This is a genomic window from Paenibacillus thermotolerans, assembly GCF_028745515.1.
Lineage (GTDB): Bacteria > Bacillota > Bacilli > Paenibacillales > YIM-B00363 > Paenibacillus_AE > Paenibacillus_AE thermotolerans.
In genome coordinates this window covers 1-6,981 of sequence record NZ_JAQZSG010000071.1, presented here as the reverse complement: position 1 = coordinate 6,981, position 6,981 = coordinate 1, and the positions used below count along the sequence as shown (strand labels likewise).

Annotated in this window: 9 protein-coding genes; 4 read left to right on the top strand and 5 right to left on the bottom strand. The window is 44.2% G+C overall.

From position 1 onward, the window contains the following. From PT964_RS26080 to PT964_RS26060, 5 genes are all read right to left on the bottom strand, one after another. A partial coding sequence (locus PT964_RS26080; protein ID WP_274366284.1) for a hypothetical protein occupies positions 1-209 on the bottom strand: 209 nt, incomplete at its 3' end. 579 nt (positions 210-788) lie between these two features. Then, complete coding sequence (locus tag PT964_RS26075) at positions 789-1,364, bottom strand: dihydrofolate reductase family protein (RefSeq protein ID WP_274366283.1); 576 nt, start codon at positions 1,362-1,364, stop codon at positions 789-791. A gap of 96 nt (positions 1,365-1,460) precedes the next feature. Next, entirely contained in the window at positions 1,461-2,144 is a 684-nt protein-coding gene (locus PT964_RS26070) for a hypothetical protein (RefSeq protein ID WP_274366282.1), read from the bottom strand. Between the two features lie 390 nt (positions 2,145-2,534). Beyond that, on the bottom strand, positions 2,535-3,419 hold the full coding sequence (locus PT964_RS26065) for a phosphotransferase (protein WP_274366285.1): 885 nt from the start codon (positions 3,417-3,419) through the stop codon (positions 2,535-2,537). Positions 3,420-3,508: 89 nt separating this feature from the next. Then, positions 3,509-4,345 carry a VOC family protein gene (locus PT964_RS26060; protein WP_274366281.1) on the bottom strand — a complete coding sequence of 279 codons (837 nt, stop codon included), beginning with the start codon at positions 4,343-4,345 and terminating at the stop codon, positions 3,509-3,511. Positions 4,346-4,596: 251 nt separating this feature from the next. On the opposite strand from PT964_RS26060, the gene PT964_RS26055 reads away from it, so the two are divergent. The 4 genes from PT964_RS26055 (at position 4,597) to PT964_RS26040 (ending at position 6,752) form a co-directional block, all read left to right on the top strand. Beyond that, positions 4,597-5,196, top strand: coding sequence for a TetR/AcrR family transcriptional regulator (locus PT964_RS26055; RefSeq protein WP_274366280.1), 600 nt, complete (start codon positions 4,597-4,599; stop codon positions 5,194-5,196). Between the two features lie 19 nt (positions 5,197-5,215). Further along, positions 5,216-5,677, top strand: a complete 462-nt coding sequence (locus PT964_RS26050; RefSeq protein ID WP_274366279.1) for a DUF2269 family protein — start codon at positions 5,216-5,218, stop codon at positions 5,675-5,677. A gap of 19 nt (positions 5,678-5,696) precedes the next feature. Continuing rightward, positions 5,697-6,131 (top strand): DoxX family protein, encoded by a 435-nt coding sequence (locus PT964_RS26045; RefSeq protein WP_274366278.1) that lies wholly within the window; start codon positions 5,697-5,699, stop codon positions 6,129-6,131. Positions 6,132-6,338: 207 nt separating this feature from the next. Next, a complete protein-coding gene (locus PT964_RS26040) occupies positions 6,339-6,752 on the top strand; it encodes a YhfM domain-containing protein (RefSeq protein ID WP_274366277.1) in 414 nt (137 codons plus the stop codon). Positions 6,753-6,981: the final 229 nt, after the last annotated feature.

Sequence of the window (6,981 nt, the reverse complement as noted above, 5' to 3'; positions counted from 1 at the left end):
CTGTTAAGGCTCCAAATTTTGTTACACAAACAATTGTACGTCATCCGATTTTTTCCTCTACGAAATATTCCACTGCTAATTTTTCCTTTTTTATATTCGGTTTTCATCCAATTTGCTTTTTTAATTAATGAAATTAGTTCGATAATTCCCATGAATCCCCACAGCAAAGTAAAGAATAAAAAAATTGCATTAAAACCTGACAAGAGCATTAATATGCCTTCTTCTGTTTGCAACCTAAAAGCGATATTAACCAATATTGTAAGAATAACTAAAAAAAATCCAATAATACTCAAAAGGATATGGTTTAAACTTATACAAATCCCACCATCTCAGTTCATTAAATTATTTTAGGGGTATTCACCATACTATTTAACTATCCTGCCCCTTTAGTTCAGCGGGACCCTTTCCCCTAGTAGTACCACTTACCTATATAGTTACCGCCGTCGTTCCGGCGAAAACGATAAGGATAAACGTTAATTCTCTGAGCTTAGTTGTAGGATTTTCCGCAATTTGTCCTTCTTCAAATGAAAACCGAAACAGGGACCGAATAAACCGTATACGATGGCCCAAGCTGCTGGGCTTTAACCGTTCCGACTGCTTGGATAAATATTCCTTCAGCGAGTCCAATGTCACTTCTCCGATGTTTGGTTGCCAATCTCACGAACTCGTACTTTAAAATATGCGGACTAAAACCTAAGATGCGTTTATCGGCTTCATACAAAGCCCAAATATGAGTCATTTTCATTAAAAAAAATAGCTGTTAGCGTAATCACCTTCAGGTGACAAGGTCATCTTACCGTCTGGTAAATGAGACCTATGGCTCCAGAATCAAAGGTCTTGTTTTCGATTAATTTAAGATTGATTTTTTCCTTGAGACCTTGGAATAACGGCAACCCGCTGCCGATCAGGACGGGTGAAACCGTAATTTTATACTCATCTATTAAATCAAGCTGCATGAGGTAGTGTGCGAACCTAGGACTGCCGAGGATGACCATATCCTTGCCTGGCTGCTGTTTGAGGTTCTTGATCTCTTCCTCGACATCTTCTTTCACCAGTCTGGAATTGTTCCATTCGACTTTCTCCAGCGTCGTGGAAAAAACGATTTTGGCTGTCTTTTCGATCCACTCGGCATGATTCCGTTCATGCTGCGAAGCTGATGGGTTCGAAGGCACAGATGGCCAGTAACTGTACATCATCTGATAAGTCCCACGTCCCCAAATGACAGTGTCGGCAGTACTCAGAATTTCTTTCGCGTGTTTCTCCAAATCAGCATCGTAGGAAACCCAGCCAATGTCCATTTCACCGTTCGGCCCTTCTACAAAACCGTCAAGCGATGCGTGCAGAAATAGAACGAGTTTTCTCATTTTTAGTTCTCCTTTGTTCATGAGGGATATCTGCAGTAACTATATTATAGGACATTTCAGGCAGGGTTGTTTCTTATGGATTGCTAATCCCAAATCCTAAATTCCCGCTTGCGGGAGCACTTTCATGTTTCTCATCAGAATCGAATGGTTGGATTCAAACTCACTCGATTCTCTCAGTGCTTTCCCTTTGCTGTCCTTTAGAGGGAGCTCCTCAAACACATATACTTGATCGTTATACGTTACACGAACCGACAATGCCGATAGCTTCACATAATCGCTTAAGCTGTACATTTGCCCGCTGAGCCATGCCAGAAGACTGTCCTGAAAGTCCTCCTCCGATTCCGTTTGACCGGCGTCGGCGACGGGATCGAACTCCATTTCCAGATGCACATGTCCGTCCTTCACGTCTACCTGTACATTACGCATCGGCGGGATAAATCCGTCCGGTTCTTTGTAATGAACGCGGAGCAGCATGTTCGCCGTTACCTCCTGGTGGTCCCGAACGAACTCCTCCCATCGCGCTTGTCCCCAATCGGTAACGGGAGGCGCGGCCAAAAGGATCAGGCTCCCTGCAACGAGAAGCAGTCTCGCTCCCGCTTCCTCAGCCTTCCGTACGGCGACCACCATGATGATGAGCAAGGCAATCGCACCGCCCAACACGTAGCACATGATCCCATAGACCTCGAACAACGGATCGTCCGACGTATACACGGGCGAATATACCAAGGCGCCGACTACCCCCAAGAGAATTAAAAATAAGATGATACCCCTATAACTCATAAGCCGCTCCGTTAATTGATCTATTGTTTACTCTAAAGTCGTAAACAAGGCTTTCTAGAACTTTGGGAAGGAAATCGTAATGCAATAGGACCCCAATCTACGATATATTTCGGCTTCACTCTAGAAACCAGATTCAAGTCGGTCAAATCGATTCCAATTTCCTCTTGTGATTCCCTGATCAAACTGCCAAATACATTAACAACATTCCCTTGAAGATCGCTTGCATCAATCCCTCGCGCGACGAACTGTAACCTTCCGGGAAAAGAGGTTAATGTATTCATCTCTCCGATAACGAAATATCCGTCATATTCGCTTCCAATCTATGAAGTAATGTATAATCGGAATTTGTTTCCCACGCTTCAAAAGGCACATAACCAAGCTAATCGTTCCTTATAACAGGATTCTTTGTTCCAGCCATCGTTGCAGATCAACGGATCCTTGCACTCCTAACAGTCGGTAGAAATATCGGTAAACAGTGCGATATTTCGATAAATCAGGCGGATTAAGGATTGAGGAATAACCCTTGAGGAAAGATACGACCGATATCTCATCCAACAAATATTCCAATCCTATAAAATCAAACTCGCGAGGACCTACAACATAGGCTTCAACATCAACGACTGCCGAAAGCATTTCATCTTGAATTAAGAACTGTGACGGATCCATATCAATAAACACTGGGCAGAAATAATCCGGCACAGGCAAAGCCTTAAGATCTTGAAGCATGGCGCCGAGTTTCGCTTTGATTTGGCTATCGTTTGCATAATCTCGTTCGACGAGCCGCTGCATGGTTTGTGAGAGACGAATATGGAATGAGTCCAGTCGCTCGATTTGTGTTTTGGCAAGGTTTCCGAAGTAGTCAAACCGCTGCGAATGAACTTGAGCCAGCCAAACGCCAAACTGATGTAGAAGTGAGTCGGATTGTCCCATAAACGAGTCGAATGACTTACCGTTCATTTTATCGACTACGAGATATTCTCTGCCCTCAATAATCGCATGCTTATGAATTCGCGGTACCGGAATCCCTTTTGAACTGAGTATAGCTGTATTAGCTTCGAAGTATCGCATTTGTCTTGGGTCAATACCGAAAAGTTCCAAACACCCCCACCAAAACTCACGACTCGGCGGTTCATTCCATCTTGAAGAACGGACGACGTATTCCTCTAAGGCAGTCTTAATTAGCCATACGTCGCTCGCATGGCCAGAATAGCCTGGATCAAGATACATAATCTGTTGGATTGGTTCTTTAAATAGTTGCTGGAGATTTGAATTCATAGCCAAGATGAAACACTCCCCGTTAGCATCGAGAACTGCCGTATAACTTATTGGTAGCCCGCGCGTTTGTTATAGAATTATCCGTTTGATCAGTAATGCCAAACGTTTAATCGATTTCCATCGGGGTCGTAAAAATGAAAAGTCCCAAACCCCTCCGTTATTGGAGAAACAATTACGCCGTTGTCACATAGAGTTCGATGATATTGTTCGAATTGTTCCTTGTCTTCGATTAGAAAATAAGGTCTTGCAGGCCCGTCAATACGACCGTTGACGTTTACTGCAATTAGCTTTTCTAAGAAAACGGAATACTTTTTACTAATCGGCGTAACTCTCTGACCATTGACGTTTTCTACACACAGCGTAGTCATTTCAACCCAATCCCCGTCTGTCTGCTCGTTAGCATAACTAAAACCCAATAACTTCTGGTACCAGCGGACCGATGCGTCCAGATCGGATACGCCAATCCGAATAAAACCGTCAGTGTACCTCGGAGAAGCATCGGAGAGCTCAGATGCTTCAACAGCAGTAAGTCTGCTTCCTTCAGCAGTCGCCCAAAAATCGAAGTATCGTCGATTGTTTGGACCATCGTAAATTTCTGAAATTCGTATATTATTTTGCCTTAGATAGGTATGTTCCTTCTCCAAATGTTTAGTAAAAAAACACCATCGAATATGGGGGTCAACGCCTCGCTCCGCAAAGAGATGAACAAGTCGTTTTGATGTGATAATCGAATGTAAATTAAACATGTCAGTATAAAAGGTCATCATTTCGCTTTGACTGTTTGAGTCGAATCGAAAGTGTTCCTTATCGGCTCTCACACTGGGCACCAGCCCTAAATATTTTTCAAACCATTCGATCGATAACTCATGATTATCCCAAATTGTGTCAATCGATCCTCCATCATAAGCAAGCTGAGGGATTTGCATTGTGTTTACCAATCCTCCTAATCCTTAAGTGAATGAATCAATGATGCATAAGCGCATTGGCAGTTTGCCAGTGCAGCTTCATATGACGTACTTAGGAGCATACCTTCTATATTCAACCAACAATTTCCTGCTAGATGGCGTACTCACCCGCTTCGCTCCCTGCGCGCGGAGAATCCGCCCCCCCATTTACAAACCGATGGTCGGTATTTTATAATGTGACATATGCAAATACAACACTTGGAGGGACGGCTTTGAAACAAGAGGAACGCAGACAACAAACAATTAGCCTTCTGCTTGACACAACCAAACAGCTTATTCAAGAAAAAGGATGCCAATCGATCACGATGAAGGACATCATGGACAAATCGGGGCTATCCAAGGGGGCGATATTTCATTACGTGAAGAGTAAAGACGAGATTTTCGTCAGGGTATTGCAGGAGAGGCTTGAAGACACAAACAAGCATTTCATGAACGAAGTGGAGCAAGGCCGCCGCTCTTTCGACGAGCCTATGCTGAAGATATCAGAGAGTATCGCGGCATATGAAAATGCGGATGTCACGAACAAGGTGCTGATGTATTTGCTGGGAAAAGAAGAAGAACCAATCATCGCGGATGCTCTTAAGCAGTATTATGAGCGGTCGGTAGCTTTATCCAAGCAGTGGATTAAGACAGGCCAACAACATGGCGCTATTCCGGAGACTATCGATGCCGGGAAAACAGCCGAAATGTTTGTACTTCTTACATTCGGTTTGCGCATTCGTTCTTCGATTCCGAATATATCAGCCGCTTTTACGGCTCAAGATTTCTCATCATTTATTATTGATATTTTAAAAGCCCGAAAAATGGCGTAGAAGAGGAGGCTCAATCCATATGAGTATCTGGTTAACACTCCACCTTATTGGAATCCTAATCAGCATCGGCAATATTATTACGGCAGCCTTTTGGAAAATTCGGGCCGATCTGACGAATAACCCGGTTGAAATTCATAGTGCAGCCAAAAATGTAATGCTTGCTGATTATGTGTTCACGCTCCCTGGAATTGTCCTGATCGTCATCTCGGGCGGTGCGATGGCCGCACAAGCTGGTTTGTCGGTATCGGGATTGAATTGGCTTACGTTTTCGTTGATTTTGTTCGCCATTACCGGGATCATCTGGGCCACAATTCTGATCCCGCTTCAGTTCAAGATGATAAAGTGTAGTGCACAAAGTGTCAAAACCGGCATTATCTCCATTGAGTATCGTAATGCTTCCCGTTCATGGGCGATCTTTGGCATTGTCGCTACGCTATTGCCGATCGTCATTTTGTACCTCATGGTAACGAAAGGTTTCTAGGACGAAAGGAGAGATCCAGATGGTACCCTTTTATGCACTTATTGCCGCATTTCTACTATTCAAGACGCTTGGTCTGATAGGCCTGTCGTATTTCGAAGGGTGGCACTCGCCCTTGCAAGGAGCAGTGGCTGTCATGCTGCTCATTACCGCATCCGCTCATTGGGGGAGCAGACGCCCTGACCTGATTCGAATGGTACCACTGGTATTTCCAAAGCCCGATTGGATCATTACGGTAACGGGATTGTTAGAAATAGCCGGAGCTATTGGCATTCTGATCCCTGCTACTTCCAGCATTGCATCCATTTGCTTAGTAATGCTGTTCATTGCCATGTTTCCTGCAAACGTACGAGCGGCCCGGGAAAAGTTAACGATCGGCGGGCGTCCCGTTCCAAAGATGCTCCCCCGATCCATACTTCAGCTTATCTTCGTTGCAGCGGTTTTTTTGGCTGGTTGATCATTTTCCTGCCAAAATCCGCTTTAGGTTTCCCAGATTCAAACCGGCAAACACATCTCTTACGAACGCATTGTCATGGTCAGTTCCTAACTTTCTATGGCAGTACCTAAATAATAAATTGATACATGCTATCATTTCGCTATTACCTTTTTTTACCAATTAAACTTTATTGACGATTATAACGTTAACTTCACAAGGGGGGACGACATGAGAGTGTATGGGATTATCGTCTGTATCATTCTGTTGGCTATGCTAATCGGGTGCAACGGTTCGCAGAGTGGAACGGACAGAGGCATTACGGTAGAGATTAGCGATTCGCGAGGATTCGGGAGCTTTAATGAGGATCCATTCGTGACATATGAAGGCGGACACCCCGGTACGACGGCGGGACGGATTGAGCGTGCGGTACATGAAGCGGAGAAGCAACCCGGTATTGTCGACATAGCGGAGCCAAAATATGACATACGATTCACTTATACGGACGGTTCGACAGAAACGTACCATTTGTGGCTAGACGAGTGGAGTGAGTACGCTACCGTGATGCGGTCGGAGGACACTCACTTTATTTATCGAGTTTCCAAAACCTCGACTGTTGATTTGAAAGAAATCATAGGGAATTAAATGAACCCGCCATCGCGTAAGCTGAAGGCGGGTCTTTCTTACGTACCTATTACGCTGAGGGCGAGATTCTGCATTCAGTCAATCGACCACGAAAATGTGGTTTAAGGGTGGTTAGGCACGGATACGTTTTCGAAATAAAAAGACCCGCTTCCTCAAATATAATGGTGATAATGAGTTAGACTAGAAAGTGGACACTCCGAATTAGTACCTTCATAATCAAATTATCATG